The 16461-nt window shown below is 73.2% G+C and carries 16 protein-coding genes; 3 read left to right on the forward strand and 13 right to left on the reverse strand.

Annotation, left to right across the window (positions count from 1 at the left end):
* The first annotated feature begins 45 nt into the window (after positions 1–45).
* The gene (locus tag ASG36_RS14460) at positions 46–1557 is read left to right on the forward strand and encodes an Nramp family divalent metal transporter (protein ID WP_235495039.1); all 1512 of its coding nucleotides are present in this window, start codon (positions 46–48) and stop codon (positions 1555–1557) included.
* 68 nt (positions 1558–1625) lie between these two features.
* Here the strand turns inward: ASG36_RS14460 and ASG36_RS14465 are convergent, their stop codons facing one another.
* The 5 genes from ASG36_RS14465 to dxr are packed head-to-tail and all read right to left on the reverse strand — an operon-like array spanning position 1626 to position 8200.
* Positions 1626–3545 (reverse strand): penicillin-binding transpeptidase domain-containing protein, encoded by a 1920-nt coding sequence (locus tag ASG36_RS14465; protein WP_055765284.1) that lies wholly within the window; start codon positions 3543–3545, stop codon positions 1626–1628.
* Positions 3546–3575: 30 nt separating this feature from the next.
* Entirely contained in the window at positions 3576–4427 is an 852-nt protein-coding gene (locus tag ASG36_RS14470; RefSeq protein WP_055765287.1) for a DUF4081 domain-containing GNAT family N-acetyltransferase, read from the reverse strand.
* A 24-nt stretch (positions 4428–4451) separates the two neighbouring features.
* Complete coding sequence (gene ispG, locus ASG36_RS14475) at positions 4452–5588, reverse strand: flavodoxin-dependent (E)-4-hydroxy-3-methylbut-2-enyl-diphosphate synthase (protein ID WP_055765290.1); 1137 nt, start codon at positions 5586–5588, stop codon at positions 4452–4454.
* A gap of 34 nt (positions 5589–5622) precedes the next feature.
* Positions 5623–7002, reverse strand: coding sequence for an RIP metalloprotease (locus ASG36_RS14480; RefSeq protein ID WP_369794095.1), 1380 nt, complete (start codon positions 7000–7002; stop codon positions 5623–5625).
* Position 7003: 1 nt separating this feature from the next.
* Positions 7004–8200 carry a 1-deoxy-D-xylulose-5-phosphate reductoisomerase gene (gene dxr, locus ASG36_RS14485; RefSeq protein WP_055765295.1) on the reverse strand — a complete coding sequence of 399 codons (1197 nt, stop codon included), beginning with the start codon at positions 8198–8200 and terminating at the stop codon, positions 7004–7006.
* 67 nt (positions 8201–8267) lie between these two features.
* Between dxr and ASG36_RS14490 the strand changes: the two genes are divergently transcribed.
* Positions 8268–8582, forward strand: a complete 315-nt coding sequence (locus tag ASG36_RS14490; protein WP_235495044.1) for a DUF2631 domain-containing protein — start codon at positions 8268–8270, stop codon at positions 8580–8582.
* Between the two features lie 55 nt (positions 8583–8637).
* Here the strand turns inward: ASG36_RS14490 and rlmN are convergent, their stop codons facing one another.
* The 3 genes from rlmN to ASG36_RS14505 form a co-directional block, all read right to left on the reverse strand.
* Positions 8638–9861 carry a 23S rRNA (adenine(2503)-C(2))-methyltransferase RlmN gene (gene rlmN / locus ASG36_RS14495; protein WP_055766206.1) on the reverse strand — a complete coding sequence of 408 codons (1224 nt, stop codon included), beginning with the start codon at positions 9859–9861 and terminating at the stop codon, positions 8638–8640.
* 83 nt (positions 9862–9944) lie between these two features.
* On the reverse strand, positions 9945–10781 hold the full coding sequence (locus ASG36_RS14500) for a hypothetical protein (RefSeq protein ID WP_157498827.1): 837 nt from the start codon (positions 10779–10781) through the stop codon (positions 9945–9947).
* 106 nt (positions 10782–10887) lie between these two features.
* Complete coding sequence (locus ASG36_RS14505; RefSeq protein WP_200944507.1) at positions 10888–11532, reverse strand: RNA methyltransferase; 645 nt, start codon at positions 11530–11532, stop codon at positions 10888–10890.
* 44 nt (positions 11533–11576) lie between these two features.
* Between ASG36_RS14505 and ASG36_RS14510 the strand changes: the two genes are divergently transcribed.
* Complete coding sequence (locus tag ASG36_RS14510) at positions 11577–11909, forward strand: DUF952 domain-containing protein (RefSeq protein WP_055765304.1); 333 nt, start codon at positions 11577–11579, stop codon at positions 11907–11909.
* On the opposite strand, the gene ASG36_RS14515 is transcribed toward ASG36_RS14510, so the two are convergent.
* The 5 genes from ASG36_RS14515 to rpsB form a co-directional block, all read right to left on the reverse strand.
* Positions 11906–12925, reverse strand: coding sequence for a phosphatidate cytidylyltransferase (locus ASG36_RS14515; protein ID WP_082523201.1), 1020 nt, complete (start codon positions 12923–12925; stop codon positions 11906–11908). The two genes, ASG36_RS14510 and ASG36_RS14515, sit on opposite strands and share 4 nt — an antisense overlap.
* 37 nt (positions 12926–12962) lie before the next feature.
* Positions 12963–13520: a ribosome recycling factor gene (gene frr / locus ASG36_RS14520; protein WP_055765307.1), complete on the reverse strand. Its 558-nt coding sequence runs from the start codon at positions 13518–13520 to the stop codon at positions 12963–12965.
* Positions 13521–13609: 89 nt separating this feature from the next.
* Positions 13610–14359 (reverse strand): UMP kinase, encoded by a 750-nt coding sequence (pyrH, locus tag ASG36_RS14525; protein WP_055765310.1) that lies wholly within the window; start codon positions 14357–14359, stop codon positions 13610–13612.
* Positions 14360–14532: 173 nt separating this feature from the next.
* A complete protein-coding gene (tsf, locus tag ASG36_RS14530) occupies positions 14533–15348 on the reverse strand; it encodes a translation elongation factor Ts (RefSeq protein WP_055765312.1) in 816 nt (271 codons plus the stop codon).
* 93 nt (positions 15349–15441) lie between these two features.
* Positions 15442–16404 (reverse strand): 30S ribosomal protein S2, encoded by a 963-nt coding sequence (gene rpsB / locus ASG36_RS14535; RefSeq protein ID WP_055766215.1) that lies wholly within the window; start codon positions 16402–16404, stop codon positions 15442–15444.
* Between the last annotated feature and the right edge of the window lie 57 nt (positions 16405–16461).

The following is a 16461-nucleotide window of genomic DNA, read 5'->3' on the forward strand; positions in this document are numbered from 1 at the left end:
GACGCCGACCTGCGCGTCGGCTGTGTGCCCTCGATGATCACCGGCATGGCACGCAGCGGCGCCGACGCCGACCCCACCCCGACCACCGGCGCGAGCCCCGGCACGGACCCCGGCGGGGACCCGTTGGCCGCCCAGGAGCCCGGACGCACCTTCCCCACCGGGGGCGGTGCGTTGCCCATGCCCGGCACCGCCGACCTGCCCGAGCCCCGGCCGCTGCGCAAGGTGCTCGGCCCCGGCGTCATCGGTGCCGGCATCGGACTGGCGTCGGGTGAGTTCGTGCTCTACCCCTACATCGCCAGCGAGGTGGGGCTGTCGTTCCTGTGGGCGGCCTTCGTCGGGGTCACCCTGCAGCTGTTCATCAACATGGAGATCGAGCGCTACACGCTGGCCACCGGGGAGACCGCGCTGACCGGGTTCTCCCGGCTCTGGCGCCACTGGGGCCTGGTGTTCGCGCTGCTGACGATCCTGGCCAACCTCTGGCCGGGGTGGGCCACCAGCTCGGCGACGGTGCTCACCTACGCGGTGGGCGGCGGGAACGTCACGCTCATCGCGCTGCTCATGCTGGCCTCGATCGGGCTGGTGCTCACCCTCTCGCCGGTGGTCTACACCGCGGTGGAGCGGATCGAGTTCGTCAAGGTCGGCGCCGTGCTGGCCTTCATCGTGATCGCGTTCATCGCCGTGGTCGGGGCCGACGACGTCGCCGAGACCCGGCGGGTGGTGACCGACTTCGGGTCGGTGCCCAGCCAGCTCGGCCTGGCCTTGGTGCTCGGTGCGCTGGCCTTCGCCGGCGGTGGTGGCGGGCAGAACCTGGTGCAGAGCAACTGGATCCGGGACAAGGGCTTCGGCATGGGCGCCCGCATCCCCCGCCTGGTCTCCCCCGTCACCGGCGAGGACCAGGCGAAGCCCTCCACCGGGTTCCTGTTCCCGGCCACCCCGGACAACCTGCGCCGCTGGAAGGGCTGGTGGCGGGTCGCCAACACCGAGCAGATGGTCAGCTTCTGGTTCCTGACCTGGCTGACCATCTCGGCCACCTCGGTGATCGCCTACGCCACCGTCTTCGGCCGGGACACCCCGGGCAACGACATCAGCTTCCTGCAGACCGAGGGCCAGGTGCTGGCCGACACCGTGGGCGGCTGGTTCGGCACGTTCTTCTGGTGGATCGGCGCGGTGTCGCTGTACGCCGCGGCGCTGGGCATCTGTGACTACACCGCCCGGCTGGTCGCCGACACGGTCAAGGTGAACTACCTGGCCCGCTCCGAGCGGTGGAGCGAGAGCCGGGTCTACTCCTTGGTCGTCTGGGGCCTGCTCGTCGTGGGCGCCGTGGTGCTGCTCTCCGGGTTCGACCAACCGCTGGTCCTGCTGGTGATCAGCTCGGTGGTCGGCGGGTTCATGATGTTCGTCTACTCGATCCTGCTGATCCGGCTCAACCGGACGGCGTTGCCCAAGGCGATCCAGGTGCGCGGCTACCGGCTGGCCGTCATGGTGCTGGCGGTGCTGGTCTTCGGCGGGATCTCCGCGGTCATCATCGGCAACCAGGTGCTCAACCCAGGGGGCTGACAGAAGGACCTCATCGCCCCCCAGGACGCGCTCCGCACGTCCCGGGCCCCTACGACGAGGCCGTTCCATCAGGTCGCGAGGTTCGACAGGAAGGCGTCGGCGACGCCGACCGCGACGCTGCTGGACTGGCCGGCCTCGACCAGGACGGCGAAGGCCAGGTCGCCCTGGGGGCCGCCGAGCTGGTAGCCGACGAACCAGCCGTGCGAGTCCGGCGGGGTGTTGGTGCCGAACTCCGCCGTCCCGGTCTTGCCGTAGACCTCGCCCTGGTCGGCCAGTGCGGTCGCGGTGCCCGACAGCACCACCTCGCGCATCATCGGCCGCAGCTGGTCCAGCACCGCCTGCCCCGGTCCCGCGGGGGCTGCACCGGCCGGCTCGGCGCCGACCACCTCGACGGGGGCGGCCGGGGTGCCGCTGGCGATGCCGGCGGCGACCAGCGCCATCTGCGCCGGGCTCATGAGCACCTCGCCCTGCCCGATCGCGTCGGCGGCCTTGGTCGTGCCGGTGCTGGTGGCCGGCACCGTGCCGGAGAAGACCCCGACGGGCAGCTGCCAGTCGGTGCCGACGCCGTAGGACGCCGCCGCGGCCGACAGGGCGTCGTCGGGCAGGGTCAGGCCCTGCTGGATGAAGGTGGTGTTGCAGGACTGCGCGAAGGCCTCGGTGAACGGCACCGTGCCCAGGTCGAACTCGTCCTCGTTCTCGAACTCCCGGCCGTCGACGACCGTGGTGCCGGGGCAGGCCACGGCGGTGTCGGGGGTGACCGTGCCGGCCGAGAGCAGCGCGGTGGCCGTCATGGTCTTCATGCTGGACCCGGGCGGGAACTGGCCCGACAGGGCGTTCGCCGCGGTGGCCGCCTCGTTGGAGCTGACCGCCAGCACCTCCCCGGTGCCGGGGCGGACCACCACGAGGTGGGTGGCCAGCGCCTGACCGGCGACGGCGGCATCCGCGGCGTTCTGCACGGCCGGGACCAGCGGCGTCTGCACCGGGGTGCCGGGGACCGGGTCGACGGTGTCCACGACCCGTCCGGTGTCCCCGGTGGCGGTGTCCAGGCTGATCACCGCGACGCTGAACCCCGCCGTCCCGGCGAGCTGCTCCTGGTAGGCCCGCTGCAGGCCCGACAGACCCAGCTGGTCGCCCTCGGCGTACAGCGGCTGGTCGTCGTCGCCGGTGGTCTCCTCGAGCACCTCGGCGGTGGCTGCACCCACCCGACCCAGCAGCGCGGCGCCGAAGCGCGGGCTGGGGGCCAGCAGTCGGGTGTCGGTGGGGAAGACCGCGCCGGGCAGGTCGAACACCTGGGCCCGGATGGCCTCGAAGTCCGGGCGGCGCAGCGTGATGACCGGGACGAACTGCCCGCTGGGAGCGGCCTGCACGTCGGCGGTGATCTCCTCGGCGCTCACCCCGGTGGCCGCGGACAGACCGGCGGCCAGGGCGGGCAGGTCGGTCACCTGGGCGGTGTCGACGCCGACGTTCACGACCTCGGTGGGGCTGAACAGCGGCGCCCCGGTGGCGTCGGTGATCGCGGCGCGGTCGGGCAGCGTGCGGGTGAGCTGCAGGTGCTGCCCCTGGGCCAGCTCGGGGTGCACCAGCGTGGGTTCGGCCGTCACCGTCCAGCTGTCGCTCTCCCCGTCGCGGGTCAGGTCGAGGGTGGCCTGGTAGGTCCAGTCGGGCGCGGCCGCCAGGTCCCACGTCGCCGTCCACGTCGCGGTGGCCGTGGACCCCTCGTCGGTGTCGACGGAGACGTCGCCGAGGTCGGCGGCGAGCGTGGCGCCGGGGAGGTCGGTGGCGGTCTGGTCGAGCAGGGTGGTGGCGAGCGCCTCGTCGTCGGTGCGGGCCGCAGCACCGGCGGTGTCACCGCCGGACCAGTCGGCCAGGAACGCCTGGGCGGTGTCCCGCACCTCGTCGGTGGGGTCGGCCGAGGTGCAGGCGCTGAGCACGGGCCCGGCCAGCACCGCCGTCGTCACCAGCAGGACCGTTCCCCGTCGAGTCGCCACCCGGGCACTCTGACAGACGGGTACGACGATTCAGAACAGGACGGAGGAGTACGTGCCGACGTCCCGGAAACCGACCTTGGCGTAGGCCGCCCGGGCCCCGGCGTTGAAGTCGTTGACGTACAGGCTCACGACCGGCGCGATCGCCCGGCGGGCGTACTCCACGACCGCCGCCGTCCCGGCCTGGCCGATGCCGCGGCCCCGGTGGCGCGGCGCCACCCAGACGCCCTGCACCTGGCAGGCCGCACGGGAGACGGCGCCGATCTCGGCCTTGAACACGACCTCGCCGAACTCGATCCAGGCCAGCGACTGCCCGGCCCGCACCAGTTCGGTGACCCGGGCCCGGTAGCCCGCGCCGCCGTCGACCCGCAGCGGGCTGACGCCCACCTCCTCGGTGAACATCGCGATGGCTGCGGGCAGCAGGGTCTCCAGCTGCTGGAGCCGGACCGGCTGCACCCGGGGCTCGGCGGGCACCAGCGGCGGGCCGTCGATGGCCAGCAGCGGCTGGACGGCGCGGACGTCGCGGGCCGGGCCCCAGTGCGGCTGCAGCCGCTCCCACAGCGGGTTCACCGCCTGCGCCGGCCCCACGATGGTGGAGCACCGCCGCCCGCCGCGGCGGGCCCGGTCGGCGAAGGCCCGGGCCGCCTCGAGCTCGGCACCGGGCCGGGCGAACGGGATCAGGTTCGCCCCGGCGAGGCAGACGGCGTCCAGCTCGGCCCCGGACCCCAGACCCCAGAGCGGGGCCCCGAGGGTCGCCGGGGCCACGCCGTGGGTCTCGATCCGGCCGGCGAGCATGCAGGCCGCGACCGGGTCGGTGGCCAGCAGGTCGCGGACGGCCCGCTCGTCGTCGGCGTCCAGCACCCGGGCCGGGAGGGCGCGCAGCACCGCCTGACTCCCCTTCCTACGGGGTCAGGAGACGCTGACGACGGGCGCGCCGGAGGCCACGCCGTCGTCGGCCTGCTGCTCGGCGATCCGGAAGGCCTCCTCGATGAGGGTCTCCACGATCATCGACTCGGGCACGGTCTTGACCACCTCGCCCTTGACGAAGATCTGGCCCTTGCCGTTGCCCGAGGCGACGCCGAGGTCGGCCTCGCGGGCCTCCCCCGGGCCGTTGACGACGCAGCCCATGACGGCCACGCGCAGCGGGATCTCCATGCCCTCCAGGCCCGCGGTGACCTCGTCGGCGAGCTTGTAGACGTCGACCTGGGCGCGGCCGCAGGACGGGCAGGACACGATCTCCAGGCCACGCTGCTTGAGGTTCAGCGACTCCAGGATCTGCAGCCCGACCTTGACCTCCTCGACCGGAGGGGCCGAGAGGGAGACACGGATCGTGTCGCCGATGCCCTTGCTCAGCAGCGCACCGAAGGCCACGGCGGACTTGATCGTGCCCTGGAACTGCGGGCCGGCCTCGGTGACGCCCAGGTGCAGCGGGTAGTCGCACTGCTGGGCCAGCAGCTCGTAGGCGCGCACCATCACGACCGGGTCGTTGTGCTTGACCGAGATCTTGATGTCGCGGAAGTCGTGCTCCTCGAACAGCGAGCACTCCCACAGCGCGGACTCGACCAGCGCCTCCGGGGTGGCCTTGCCGTACTTGGCCAGCAGGCGCTTGTCGAGGGACCCGGCGTTGACCCCGATGCGGATGGGGGTGCCGTGCTCCTTGGCCGCCTTGGCGATGTCGCCGACCTTGTCGTCGAACTTCTTGATGTTGCCCGGGTTCACCCGGACGGCGGCACAGCCGGCCTCGATCGCGGCGAACACGTACCGCGGCTGGAAGTGGATGTCGGCGATGACCGGGATCTGCGACTTGGTCGCGATCGCCTTGAGCGCCTCGGCGTCGTCGGTGTCGGGGACGGCGACCCGCACGATCTGGCAGCCCGAGGCGGTGAGCTCGGCGATCTGCTGGAGCGTGGCGTTGATGTCGGCGGTCTTGGTGGTGCACATCGACTGGACGCTGACGGGCGAGTCGCTGCCGACACCGACCCCGCCCACGTCGAGCTGACGGGTCTTCCGGCGGGGTGCGAGCACCGGCGGCGGAGGGGTGGGCATGCCCAGGCTGACTGTCACGGAGTCGATTCTCCTCTTACTGCAGCGTGATGGGGTTGACGAGGTCGGCCACCAGGAGCAACCCGGACAGCGCGATGAACAGTCCCGCGACGACGTAGGCCACCGGCATGAGCCGGGCGATGTCGAACGGGCCGGGGTCGGGCTTGCCGCGCACCCGGGCGACCGACGACCGGGCCTTCTCGTACAGGGCGCCGGCGACGTGCCCGCCGTCCAGCGGGTAGATGGGCACCAGGTTGAACAGGAACAGCACCAGGTTGACGCTGGCCAGCAGGGACAGGAAGAAGCTGAGCTTCTCCTGGCCGGTGAACTCGGTCAGCGCGAACACCTCGCCGGAGATCCGGCCGACCCCGACGATGCCGATCGGGCCGTTCTCGTCGCGCTCGTCGCCCAGGAAGGCGGCGCCGAACAGGGCCGGCACCCGCTCCGGGATGCCGATCAGCCGCTCCACGGACTGGCTGACGGTGTTGGCGAAGTAGCCGGGCAGCTCGGTGATCGACTGCCGGGCGAACGCGCCGACCGGGCTGATCCCGACGTAGCCGGCGGTGATCGTGTCCTCGGCGGTCTGGTCCTCGTAGACGGTGTTCGGGATCGGGGTGACCGTCAGGTCGGTCTGCGTGCCGTCCCGGTCCACGGTGAACTGCAGCGGCTCACCCGGGCTGCTGCGGATGGCCTGCTGCACCGTCGTCCAGCTGTCCCACGCGGTGGGGTCGACCTGCTGGCCGTCGATGGCGACGATCGTGTCGCCGGGGCGCAGCCCGGCCTCGGCGGCCGGGCTCGCGACCGGCAGGGCGCAGTTCGCGCTGCCCGCGGTGCACTCCTGACCGGCGTCTGCCCCCGAGGTGACGATGGGGACGTCGCAGGCGTCGTCCTGGGCGGCGGTGGCGGCGTTCGCCGGGAGCACACAGGCCGGCACGGTGCCCACCTGGGTGGTGAGCACGCTGGTGCCGATCGTGGTGAGCGTCAGGGTGAAGAACAGCACCGCCAGCACCAGGTTGTTCACCGGCCCGGCGGCCATGACGATGACGCGCTGCCACCAGGGCTTGGCGTAGAAGACCCGTCCGCCGTCGGTGGGCAGCACGTCGTTGAGCGCCTGCCCGCGCACCTCGGCGATGAAGCTGCGCATCCGGGTGGCGCGCTTGCTCTCGTGGGGCTCGGCCGGCGGGATCATCCCGACGATCCGGATGTACCCGCCCAGCGGGATGGCCTTGACGCCGTACTCGGTCTCACCGCGGCGGCGGGAGAACACGGTCGGCCCGAAGCCGACCATGAACTGCGGCACGCGCATGCCGAACTTCCGGGCCCAGAAGAAGTGGCCGAACTCGTGGAAGCCGATGGAGAACAGCAGCCCGACGAAGAAGGCGACGATCCCCAGGACGGTCAGCAGGAACCCGCTCAGCTCAGCCTCCGGCGATCGCGCCGCGAGCGTGCTCCCGGGCCCACTTCTCAGCGGCCAGCACGTCCTCGACGCAGGTGGGTACGCCGAGGTCCGGCGCCTGGTCGAGGGTACGCGCGATCGTCTGGACGATCCCTGGGAACGGCAGGCGGCCGGCCAGGAAGGCGGCGACCGCCTCCTCGTTGGCGGCGTTGAACAGCGCCGGGACGACGCCCCCGGCCTCCCCGGCCGCGCGGGCCAGGCGGACGGCGGGGAACGCCTCGTGGTCCAGCGGCGCGAACTCCCACGTGCTGGCGGTCGACCAGTCCAGCGCCGGCTGCACGTGTGGGAGCCGGTCGGGCCAGGCCAGCGCCAGGGCGATCGGCAGCCGCATGTCCGGCGGGCTGGCCTGGGCGATGGTCGCGCCGTCGGCGAAGGTGACCATCGAGTGCACGATCGACTGCGGGTGCACCACGACGTCCACGTCGGCGTACGGGACGCCGAAGAGCAGGTGCGCCTCGATCAGCTCGAGGCCCTTGTTGACCAGGGTGGCCGAGTTGATCGTCACCACCGGGCCCATCGCCCAGGTGGGGTGGGCGAGGGCGTCCTCGACCGTCACGTCGGCGAGCTCGGCGGCCGGACGCCCCCGGAACGGCCCGCCGCTGGCGGTGAGCACCAACCGGGCGACCTCGCCCCGGGCGCCGCCGCGCAGGCACTGGGCCATCGCGGAGTGCTCGGAGTCCACCGGCACGAGCTGTCCCGGTGCCGCGGCGGCCAGCACCAGGTCACCGCCGGCGACCAGGGACTCCTTGTTGGCCAGCGCCACCGTGCGCCCGGCGCGGAGTGCCGAGAGCGTCGGCCCCAGGCCGATCGAGCCGGTGATGCCGTTGAGCACCACGTCGGCCGGCCGGGTGGCGAGCTCCTCGGCCGCCCGGGGGCCGGCCAGGATCTCCGGCAGCCGGTACTGGCCCTGCGCCCACCCGCGCTGCTGGGCCGCGGCGTAGAAGGCCAGCTGCAGGTCCTGGGCGGCGGTGGCCCGGGCGACGGCGACCGTGTCCACCTCGAGGGACAGCGCCTGCTCGGCCAGCAGGGCGACGTCGCCCCCGCCGGCGGCGAGGCCGGTGATCCGCAGCCGGTCGGGGTTGGCCCGGGCCACCTCGATCGCCTGGGTGCCGATCGACCCGGTCGAGCCCAGGACCGTCACCGTGCGGGGGGTGCTCATGGCGCCCATCCTGGCCGACCGGCCCGGCCGACGGGTGTGCCGGGTGCGGGCCTGCCATGATGTGCCGGTGAGCCAGCGAGACCCAGGTCAGCAGACCTCCGCAGCCGTCGTCGCCCAGCCCGACCGCGAGGAGGCGATCGTCCGTGCCGGCTCCGAGCCGCTGCACGACACCGACCGCCCCGAGGACTGGGGCTGGCACGGGGAGACCGGCAAGAAGGGGCGCATCGGCGTCTTCCTCGCCGCCCTCGTGCTCTTCTCCTTCCAGTTCACCAACCACGAGGGCAATGTCGAGAACCTCTGGGTGAACTTCTTCGTCCTGGTCCTGCTCGGCATCCTGGTGTGGGACTGGCGCCGCCGGAAGAACGCCTGGCGTTCCGAGTAACAGACGGCGCAGACGAGGCCGGTCCCCCCGCGGGGGACCGGCCTCGTCTGCGTCCTCAGCCCAGGTCGGCGCCGAGCTCCACGGTCTCCTCCAGCTGCGGCTGGGGCAGGGCGACGGCGGGGATCCCGGCGCTCTGCGCCAGGTCGGCGGCCGCGAGCTGACCGCAGGCGCCGTCGATGTCCTGACCGCGGGTGTCGCGCACCGTCGTCGACACCCCGTGGGCGCGCAGCCGGGCAACGAACTCGCGCTGCGCGGGCAGCGGGCTGGCGTCCCACTTGCTGCCCGGGGTCGGGTTCAGCGGGATCAGGTTGACGTGCGCCAGCCGCTTGGCCAGCCGTGAACCCAGCAGGTCGGCCCGGAACGGCTGGTCGTTGACGTCCCGGATGAGGGCGTACTCGATGGAGTAGCGGCGGCCGGTCTTCCGGGCGTAGGCGTCGGCGGCCTCGAGCACCTCGGTGACGTTCCACCGGGTGTTGACCGGCACCAGGGTGTTGCGCAGCTCGTCGTCGGGGGCGTGCAGGCTCACCGCGAGGGTGACGTTGAGACCCTCCTCGGTGAGCTTGTGGATCGCCGGCACCAGGCCGACGGTCGACACGGTCACCGAGCGCTGGCTCAGCCCCAGCCCCCACGGCGCCGGCGTCAGCAGCGCGTCGAGGGTCTTGCGCACCCGGGCGTAGTTCGCCAGCGGCTCCCCCATGCCCATGAACACGACGTTGGACAACCGGCCCGGGCCGCCCGGGATCTCCCCGGCGGCCATGTCCGCGGCGGCCGCGACGGCCTGGCCGATGATCTCCGCGGCCGACAGGTTGCGGGTCAGCCCGCCCTGCCCGGTCGCGCAGAACGGACACGCCATCCCGCACCCGGCCTGGCTGGAGATGCACACCGTGGCCCGGTCGGGGTAGCGCATGAGCACGCTCTCCACGAGCGCGCCGTCGTGCAGCCGCCAGAGGGTCTTGCGGGTGCGGCCGCCGTCGGCGCTCTGGTGCCGGACGACGGTCAGCAGCCCGGGCAGCAACGCCTCGGTGAGGTCGGCCCGGACCGCGGCGGGCAGGTCGGTCATCAGCGCCGGGTCCGTGACCCCGGCGTAGTGGTGCCGGGCCAGCTGCTCGGCCCGGAACGCCGGCTGGCCCAGCTCGACGACGGCCGCGCGGGCCTCCTCGCGGGTCAGGTCGCTCAGGTGCCGGGGTGGCTTCGAGGCCCGCCGGGGCGCGTCGAACACCAGGGGCAGCGTCACCGGGGCGCGCTCGGGCTCGGTCAGGGTCGGGGGTTCAGCAGTCATGGCGGGTCCCACTGTCCCACCGCCTGGCCAGGAGCGGTCCGGTCGGTGGGGGTGAGATGCCTCCCCGGAGGTGGCGGCAGGGCTCAGGGGGCGGCCGTGGTGGACGCCGTGCCGGCCGTCGGGGCGGCGGTGGTCGGGGCGGCCGTGGTCGGCGCGGCGGTCGTCGGGGCGGCGGTCGTCGGGGCGGCGGTCTCCTCCGGCCCGTCGGTGGGGACCGGCCCGTCGGTCGGGGTCGGCTCGTCGGTGGGGGCCGGCTCGCCTGTCGGGGTCGGCTGGTCCGTCGGTGTCGGGTCCTCGGTGGACGTCGGCTCCGTCGTGGGAGCCGCTGACGTGGCCACGGTCTCGTCCGGCACGGCCGCCGCGGTGGTCGCGGCCGGTTCCGTGCCGGAGGGCTCCGCGGGGACCGGCTCCGACGTGGGCACCGGTGCCACGGCCGGCGCGACCGGCGCCGCGGTGGGGACGACGACCCGGACGACGACGGGGTCCGGGACGACGACCCGGGGCAGCGCGGAGACCCCGGGGGCGCTCCCGACCGGTCGGGGGGCCGAGGCCGCAGCGGGCCCCGGGGCGGGGGTCTGGACCGCAGCCGAGGGACGCGGGACGAGGTCCGGCGTGGCACGGGCCTCGGGCGCAGTCGCCGCGGAGACCGCCGGCGCCACGGCTGCGGCCGGCTGCGGTGCCCCCGACGCGGACGCGCCCCAGGCCCCGGCGAACACCACGGCGACCGCGGCCACCGCCGCGAGCACCCGGTGCCGGGCGGGGGTCGACGGTGCGGTCGGCGGAGCGGCCCGGACCACGGCCACGGCGGGCGGGGTCGATGGGGTGGGCGGGGTCGGCGGGTCCACGGGTGCCGGCCGGTCGGTCAGCCAGCCGGGGAGCCACGAGCTGTCCCAGCCCTCGGCGTGCCCCTGCTGCGTCACGGCGGCCTCCCCCCGGACGCTCCGCACCGTGCGGTCGTCCCCGGGCATCGTCCCGAGCCCGGGCCCGCGGGTGTGGGAGGCGCGGCGACGCGCAGTGATCAGCCGGTCACGCGTCGTTCACCGGGGTGGCGTGCTGGCGGATCCAGCCGTGCATGGCGATGCCGGCCGCGACCCCGGCGTTCAGCGACCGGGTCGAGCCGTACTGGGAGATCGACACCGTGAGGTCGGCGCCGGCCCGGGCCGCCGGGGTGAGGCCCGGGCCCTCCTCGCCGAACACCAGCACGCAGTCGCGCGGCAGGTCGACGGTCTCCAGCGGGATGGACCCGGGTCCGTTGTCCACCGCGACGACGGTCAGGGCGTGCTCGGCGGCGAAGTCGAGCAGGCCGCCGACCTCGGGGTGGTGGCGCAGGTGCTGGTACCGGTCGGTGACCATCGCCCCGCGACGGTTCCAGCGCCGCCGGCCCACGACGTGCACCTCGGCGGCGAGGAAGGCGTTCGCCGTCCGCACCACCGTGCCGATGTTGAGGTCGTGGCCGAAGTTCTCGATCGCCACGTGGAAGGGGTGCCGGCGGACGTCGAGGTCGGCGACGACGGCCTCCAGCGTCCAGTACCGGTAGCGGTCGACGACGTTGCGGCGGTCGCCCTCGGCCAGCAGCTGCGGGTCGTACCGCTCGTCGTCGGGCCACGGCCCTGGCCACGGGCCGACCCCCACGGTCTCGCCCCACTCGGTGGGGCCGGGCAGCTCGGTCATCCCCGGCAGCCTCGCACGGCCGGCCACTCGGGTAGACAGGCCCGATGCTGCTGCACCTGACCACCCCCGAGGCCTGGTCCGCCGCCCGCACGGCCGGCGCGGTCCACCCGCTCCCCGAGGTCGGCTTCGTCCACCTGTCGACCCCCGACCAGGTGCACCTGCCGGCCCAGCGCCTGTTCGACGACACCGACGACGTGGTGCTGCTCGTCGTCGACGAGTCGGCGCTGGTCGACGAGGTCCGTTTCGAGCCCGGTGTCCCCACCGACCCGGCGTCGATGCGGTTCCCGCACCTGTACGGCCCCCTGCCGGTGACCGCCGTCCGGTCGGTGGTGGCCTGGCCGCGCCCCCGCGGGGCGGGCGACCTGCCCGAGCTCTAGGCCGGGACGATCGCCGTCAGCAGCAGCCAGGCTACGACGGCCGAGGGCAGCAGGGAGTCCATCCGGTCCATCAGGCCGCCGTGGCCGGGCAGCAGGGTGCCCATGTCCTTGATCCCGAGGTCGCGCTTGAGCAGGGACTCCCCCAGGTCGCCCAGGGTCGCGGTGAGGGCGATCGCCACGCCGAAGACGACCCCGCCCCACCAGGGGCCGTGGAAGGTGAGGGTCAGCAGCAGCACCCCGGCCGCCACGCAGAGCGCGACCGACCCGGCCAGGCCCTCCCAGGACTTCTTCGGGCTGACCGACGGGGCCATCGGGTGCTTGCCGAACAGCACCCCGGCGGCGAAGCCGCCGACGTCGCTGCAGACCACGCAGACGATGAACGCGAGCACCCGCGCGACCCCGTCGTCGGGTGCCAGCAGCAGCACGGCGAACCCGGCCAGCAGCGGCACGTAGAGGGTCACGAAGACCGCCGCGGAGGCGTCGCGGAGGTAGCCGACCGGACCGTCGCCCAGCCGCCACAGCAGGACCGCGACGACGGTGAGCAGGAAGCCCACGACCAGCCCGGATGACCCGCGGGTCCAGGCGAGCCCGACCATGAGCAGGCCGCCGACCAGCACCGGGGGCAGCGGCGGCCGGTGACCACCGGCGTCCATCGCCCGGGTCAGCTCGGTCACGCTGACCACCACCGCCAGGGCGATGACGACGAGGAACGCCGGCCGGTACAGGAACAGCGTGGCCAGCACGACCGCGCCCAGCCCGAGGCCGACGCCCACCGCCGAGCCCATGTTGCGCCCGGCCCGACCGGTCGGCCGCGGACCGGCGGGGGTGTCCTGCGGCGCCACCCCGGTGACCTCCGCGCCCAGCGCCCCGGGGATGGCCGTCAGCGGGGGCCCCGCCAGCTCCTCGGGTCCGGCCGGCTCGGCCGGGGGCAGGAGATCGGGGTACTCGTCGTCGGCACCCGGCTGGTCCCCGTCGAGGGGGGAGTCGCCGGGGACGTCGTCGTCGGAGCGGGTCATCGCGGAGGGCCTGGTCACGGCGGCGGGTTCGGGCGGCTCAGACCTCGAGCAGCTCGGTCTCCTTGTTCTTCATCGCGTCGTCGATGCCGGAGATGTGCTGGGCGGTGAGGTCGTCGAGCTCCTTCTCCGCGCGGCGCACCTCGTCCTCGCCGGCCTCGCCGTCCTTGTTGATCCGGTCCAGCTCCTCCTTGGCCCGGCGGCGGACGTTGCGGATCGCGATCTTGGCGTCCTCGCCCTTGCTGCGGGCCTGCTTGACCAGGTCGCGCCGACGCTCCTCGGTCAGCTGGGGGAAGTTCACCCGGATCAGCTGACCGTCGTTGGTCGGGTTCACGCCGAGGTCGGAGTTGCGGATGGCCTTCTCGATGGCCGTCAGCTGCCCGGAGTCGTAGGGCTTGATGACGGCCATCCGCGCCTCGGGGACGGTGATGGAAGCCATCTGCGGGACCGGGGTCATCGCGCCGTAGTACTCGACGACGATGCGGTTGAACATCGACGGGGCAGCGCGGCCGGTGCGGACCGAACCGAGGTCCTCCCGGGCGACCGACAGGGCCTTGTCCATCCGCTCCTCGGCGTCGAGCAGGGTGTCGTCGATCACGTGTGTCTCCTCCTGGTGCCCGGGTGCCGGGCGGTGCTGCGGCTGGTGGGTCGAGCGGTCCCGGGGACCGCCGGTGCTGCGCGGGGCGGTCAGGCGGGACGGCTGATCAACGTCCCGATCCTCTCACCTGCGACCGCGCGGGCGATGTTGCCGTCCTGCAGCAGGTTGAACACCACGATCGGCATCCGGTTGTCCATGCAGAGGCTGATCGCGGTGGCATCGGCGACGGCGAGCTGGTCGGCCAGCACCTTGGCGTAGTCGAGGTCGCGGTACATGGTGGCCGCGGGGTTGGTGCGCGGGTCGTCGTCGTAGACGCCGTCCACCCCGTTCTTGGCCATCAGCAGCACCTGGCACTCGATCTCCAGGGCCCGCTGGGCCGCCACGGTGTCGGTGGAGAAGTAGGGCATCCCGGCGCCGGCGCCGAAGATGACCAGCCGGCCCTTCTCCAGGTGCCGCATCGCCTTGCGCGGGATGTAGGGCTCGGCGACCTGGCCCATCGTGATGGCGGTCTGCACCCGGGTCTCGATGCCGGCCTTCTCGCAGAAGTCCTGCAGGGCCAGGCAGTTCATCACCGTGCCGAGCATGCCCATGTAGTCGGCGTGCCCCCGGTCCATGCCGGCCTGGGAGAGCTCGGCACCGCGGAAGAAGTTGCCGCCGCCGACCACGATGGCCACCTGGGTGCCCCGGTCGACGACGGTCTTCAGCTGCTCGGCGATGTCGCGGACGATGACGGGGTCGACGCCGACGTTGCCGCCGCCGAAGGCCTCGCCGGAGAGCTTGAGCAGCACCCGGTCGTAGCCGCCGGCATCGGCCGCCTTGAAGGCGGTGGGGGCCGACAACGGGAGTTCGTTCGCAGTCACGGGGTCCTCATCCGTACAGCTGGGCTGTACCGCGTCGTGGGCTTCTGGGCGATCCTGCCGCATCCGTGCCGCTTCGGCAGCGGCGCCGGACAGACCACCGGCCCCGCCCTCGTGGAGAGGGACGGGGCCGGTGGGGTCGTGCTGGGTGGGACTCAGGACTGGCCGACCTCGAACCGGACGAACCGGTCGACGGTCAGGCCCGCGTCGCCGATGACCTGCTTCACCGTGCGCTTGGGCTCGGTGATGGACGGCTGCTCCAGGAGCACGAAGTCCTTGTAGTAGGCGTTGACCCGACCCTCGACAATCTTGACGATCGCCTGCTCGGGCTTGCCCTCCTCCTTGGCCGTCTGCTCGGCGACCCGACGCTCGGTCTCGACGGTCTCCGCCGGGACCTCCTCGCGGGTGAGGTAGCGCGGACGGGCGGCGGCGATGTGCATCGCCAGCGACCGGGCGGCGTCCTCGGAGCCGGCCGAGTACTGCACCGCGACACCGATGGCCGGGGGCAGGTCGGTGGCCCGCTTGTGCAGGTAGGTGGCCGTGGGGCCCTCGAAGACGGCGAAGCGGGAGAGGACCAGCTTCTCGCCGATGCGCGCGGACTCGCCCTCGACGACGTCGGCGACGGTGGAGCCCTCCATCGGCGCGGCCAGCAGGGCGGCCACGTCGGCGGGCTTCTCGGCCACGACGACGTCGAGCAGGCGCTCGGCCAGCGCGGCGAAGTCCTTGTTCTTGGCGACGAAGTCGGTCTCGCAGTCGAGCTCGAGCAGCACGCCGTCGCGGCTGACGACCAGGCCGTTGGTCGTCGAGCGCTCCAGGCGCTTGCCGACGTCCTTGGCGCCCTTGACGCGGAGGATCTCGACGGCCTTGTCGTACTCGCCGTCGGCCTCGGTCAGGGCCTTCTTGCAGTCCATCATGCCGGCGCCGGTGGCGTCGCGGAGACGCTTGACGTCGGCAGCGGTGACAGCAGCCATGTCACTTCCTCTTCTGTGCGGATCTGACGGTGGTGGGGACATGCCGCGGCGCCGCCGTCCGTCCCGGTGGGAACGGACGGCGGCGCCGTCGGGTCACGCCTGGGGGGTGCTGGACTCCGCGGTCGCCTCGGCGGCCGGCTCGCCCGCGTTGGGGGCCTGCTCGGCCTCGGTGACGACCGGGGCCTCGGCCGCGGGGGCCTCGGCAGCCGGGGTCTCGGTGGCGGCGTCGGCGGGGACCGAGCTGTCGGCCGGCGCAGCGGCGTCGGCGCCCTGACCACCGGTCAGCAGCTCCTTCTCCCAGTCGGCCAGCGGCTCGGCGGCCGGCGCCTGGGCACCGTCCTCGCCGCGACCGGCGTTGGCCTGCGCGGCCGAGCGGGCCATGAGGCCCTCGGCGACGGCGTCGGCGATGACCCGGGTCAGCAGGGCGGCGCTGCGGATGGCGTCGTCGTTGCCCGGGATCTTGTAGTCGACCTCGTCGGGGTCGCAGTTGGTGTCGAGGATCGCGACGACGGGGATGCCCAGCTTGCGGGCCTCGCCGACGGCGATGTGCTCCTTCTTGGTGTCGACGATCCAGACCGCGCTCGGGACCTTCTTCATGTCCCGGATGCCGCCGAGGGAGCGCTCGAGCTTGGCCTTCTCGCGGGAGAGGACCAGCTGCTCCTTCTTGGAGAGGCTGACCAGCGAGCCGGTCGACTCGAGGTCCTCGAGCTCCTTGAGCCGCTCCAGGCGCTTGTAGACGGTCTGGAAGTTGGTGAGCATGCCGCCCAGCCAGCGCTGGTTCACGTAGGGCATGCCGACGCGGGTCGCCTGCTCGGCGATGACCTCCTGCGCCTGGCGCTTGGTGCCGATGAACATGATCGAACCGCCGTGGGCCACGGTCTGCTTCACGAACTCGTAGGCCTGGTCGATGTAACCCAGCGTCTGCTGGATGTCGATGATGTAGATGCCGTTGCGCTCGGTGAAGATGAAGCGCTTCATCTTCGGGTTCCAGCGACGGGTCTGGTGCCCGAAGTGGACCCCGCTGTCGAGCAGGTTCTTCATGGTGACGACTGCCACGTGCACAGCCTCTCTGTGTCTGCGCGCGGGGGTCGGCCCACAGGCCGTCCGCACCGC

It is taken from the genome of Geodermatophilus sp. Leaf369 (genome assembly GCF_001424455.1).
Classification (GTDB): domain Bacteria; phylum Actinomycetota; class Actinomycetes; order Mycobacteriales; family Geodermatophilaceae; genus Klenkia.